Annotated in this window: 4 protein-coding genes; all 4 read left to right on the forward strand. The window is 44.0% G+C overall.

Annotation, left to right across the window (positions count from 1 at the left end):
• Nucleotides 1-175: 175 nt before the first annotated feature.
• The 4 genes from M0Q24_RS11610 (at nucleotide 176) to M0Q24_RS11625 (ending at nucleotide 2,723) form a co-directional block, all read left to right on the forward strand.
• A complete protein-coding gene (locus M0Q24_RS11610; protein ID WP_295050832.1) occupies nucleotides 176-409 on the forward strand; it encodes a hypothetical protein in 234 nt (77 codons plus the stop codon).
• 84 nt (nucleotides 410-493) lie between these two features.
• Complete coding sequence (locus tag M0Q24_RS11615) at nucleotides 494-904, forward strand: hypothetical protein (RefSeq protein WP_295050834.1); 411 nt, start codon at nucleotides 494-496, stop codon at nucleotides 902-904.
• A 58-nt stretch (nucleotides 905-962) separates the two neighbouring features.
• Nucleotides 963-1,652 carry a hypothetical protein gene (locus M0Q24_RS11620; protein WP_295050836.1) on the forward strand — a complete coding sequence of 230 codons (690 nt, stop codon included), beginning with the start codon at nucleotides 963-965 and terminating at the stop codon, nucleotides 1,650-1,652.
• 6 nt (nucleotides 1,653-1,658) lie between these two features.
• On the forward strand, nucleotides 1,659-2,723 hold the full coding sequence (locus tag M0Q24_RS11625) for a hypothetical protein (protein ID WP_295050838.1): 1,065 nt from the start codon (nucleotides 1,659-1,661) through the stop codon (nucleotides 2,721-2,723).
• Nucleotides 2,724-2,733 lie beyond the last annotated feature (10 nt).

The following is a 2,733-nucleotide window of genomic DNA, read 5'->3' on the forward strand; positions in this document are numbered from 1 at the left end:
AAGGAACATACAACACAGTCACGACCATCAGCGGCATATCGTATCAGATCATGCAGATATTCCCGCTGGTCCTGATCGTTGGCGGTCTTACTCTCGTTATTGCATCACTTGTCGCAATGAGAAAACGCGGCGGTATGAAAAGAAAACATCAGAACCGGAATAGGAGATGGTGATCATGAACAAAGCGACCGTGCAGAAACTCATCGCCGCGTATAATAAAAATGCCAGGGAATACAACAAGATCCGAAAGAAACTTGTCACGATAGCGCAGCAGGATACGCAGGCAGGCAGGGCAGCATACAAACAACTCAAAAAGAAATATACAAAAGCCATAGCTGAAAGAAAAAAGGTGGCCTCCGCACTGAAAGTATATCTTGCAGCATCCAAAACAAAGACTCAGAAAAAATAACCAAAACATTTTCAATTTATTTTTCTTAGACACTTTTTTAAACATGCATTACATTATAATGAATTGAGGAGTTGAAATCCCCTTATGACAAAAATTTTCAACAAAGAGTTTCTCAATCACACACAGAGCATCAATGCCTGTGTAAAGAACCATGCTATGGAATATCCAGAAGTGGTCAAAGCAAACGGTCTCAGAGGAATTATCCCGAAGCTTCGGGAAGATGCCAGACTCGATGGATATGGATCAATCATGGACACTCTCGCCGACAACATGTATGGCGTGATGACTGTCATTTTCCTGGCCATCCTGATCCCGGTTATCTGTTCGATGATCGTGACTAATCTCAACGTTACACTCGGTAGCGAGTGGGGAACTGTTACCGGAGCCAGCATCTGGGCCTCGGTCGCTCCGCTGATCGTTGTTGTCGTCACCATTGGATTCATCGCGATTCTGTTCGCTGTCTTCCGTCAGATGAAGTTCAACAAGAAACGCTGAGTGTTATTGACTCCAATACCACTCTCTATTTTTACCCTATTTTTGGATGGTGTACAAAATGTCACGCAGAAGCTACAAAAAACCTCAAGATCCTATAATGCCGTTATCACCCGACGATGAAGAATTCGATGATGAAGACATGCAAGAAGAAGAGATTGATGAAGAAGAATTCGATGACGAATTTGTAGAAGCATCCGAGGAAGATCCCGAATGTGCCACACAGGCAAATAATTTTGGCTTCGCAGACGATGATTTAGCGGTATCTCCCGATTCATACGGAGCTGAGGACATAGAATTCAGTTCTGAGGAGTTGGCGCTATCGCTGAAATTCATCGTTTCTGATATTGCCGAAGTAATCAACGCTAAAATAGTAAAAGCGCCACTCTCTTCCGGATGCAAAAAAGCATTCAAGAGTGTTGTCGGCGTGTTCTTTTCCAGGGATGTTTATTTATCGTACGTATCGAATCCAGAAAAACCGCGTCTAAATCTGCAGCTGGAATTGGAACATGTTGTTTTATCTTCATCAGTTGATGATGTCACACAGTCAGAATATCATCAGATCAAACAGCATATTACCGATTCATGGTCGTTTATCCTGTCACGTGCCCGCGATGGTATGGAACGGCAGCTGCAGATGCAGAAACGTATAGAACAGCGCAGCGGGGAGGCATTATCATTCAAATCACTCCCTGCAGAACCACAAAAACCCGTAGGGAAGTCAATCAAATCATTATTCTTTAAGAGGTGAAACAAAATGGATGAATTCATATCAGTTAGTCCAATTGTCATGATCATATTGTTTGTGGCAATTTTCGCATTAGCAGCGGCTGCCATAGTCATATTACTGAAATACAAAACAAAGATGCAGGATTATAACGAGTACTGCCCGGAGGCGGAGATCTTCATTGAATGCCGGAAAGAACGGAAACCCTGTCTTGCTCTGCACGATCCCGGATCCAAATACACACGGTTCATTCCTGCCGACAAAGAGAAAAAGACATCATGGGAATACACACTCGGAGAATACAGTGTGAAATTCGCACCGGATTTTTCTTCATACTGCGAACCTGATCTCTTCTTCGGAGATCTTGAAGTCCATCATGCAGGAACTCTCTCTCCTCATTTCCTTGGCCTGAAATCTGTCATGGCTCTCAACAACATGGAAGATCTTAAGATGATGCGTGAATTTGCGAAGATCCGTTTCCTCCGGACAAACACACTGCATTATCTCCTATCATGTCCGGCAACCGAACTCTATGACAACTGTGAATTATATCTGAAAGAATACGCTAAGAAAGATATTGGCCAGGATATTCCGGATTCAGTAGAAGAGTTTGTGATCCTCATGGAGAAAGCCAAAGACGTATTCGCTCACATGGCGCTCGAAGGAGAAAAAGATCCGGCCAATATCGTATTGTATGATACGATTGAAACGGTACGGGTTCCAAACACGCTGAATGCAGCTATCAAGAAAAGTAAGAGTACATTATCCTCAGTATTTGGCAAGAAGGGAAAGAAAGCGGCATTGCCGGGCGCTGAGATGGTCGATGAAGTAACCGACAAACCGATCTATAAGAAGATTCGACGTAAGAATTGGGCCCTTGTTGGTCTCTCCTATACTCATGCTATCAACTCTATTGGCTATGCCGTGACATCGAAAGACGTTGGCGTCATGGAGAAGCTGGCCATCGAGAAAGGCCGCCAGGAGATGAAGGAGAACGAAGATAAGACCTGGACGAGAATATACCGGGCACTGATCATCTTAGGCGCTATCACGGTTTGTATCATCGCACTGATGAACTTCGGACCGGGCGTATAATGGAGTGTCA

The sequence above is a fragment of the Sulfurimonas sp. genome, assembly GCF_023228785.1.
Lineage (GTDB): Bacteria > Campylobacterota > Campylobacteria > Campylobacterales > Sulfurimonadaceae > Sulfurimonas.

Coding starts and splice junctions, on each gene's coding strand:
- M0Q24_RS11625 (WP_295050838.1), top strand. CDS start 1,659: ATGGATGAATTCATATCAGTTAGTCCAATTGTCATGATCATATTGTTT.
- M0Q24_RS11610 (WP_295050832.1), top strand. CDS start 176: ATGAACAAAGCGACCGTGCAGAAACTCATCGCCGCGTATAATAAAAAT.
- M0Q24_RS11615 (WP_295050834.1), top strand. CDS start 494: ATGACAAAAATTTTCAACAAAGAGTTTCTCAATCACACACAGAGCATC.
- M0Q24_RS11620 (WP_295050836.1), top strand. CDS start 963: ATGTCACGCAGAAGCTACAAAAAACCTCAAGATCCTATAATGCCGTTA.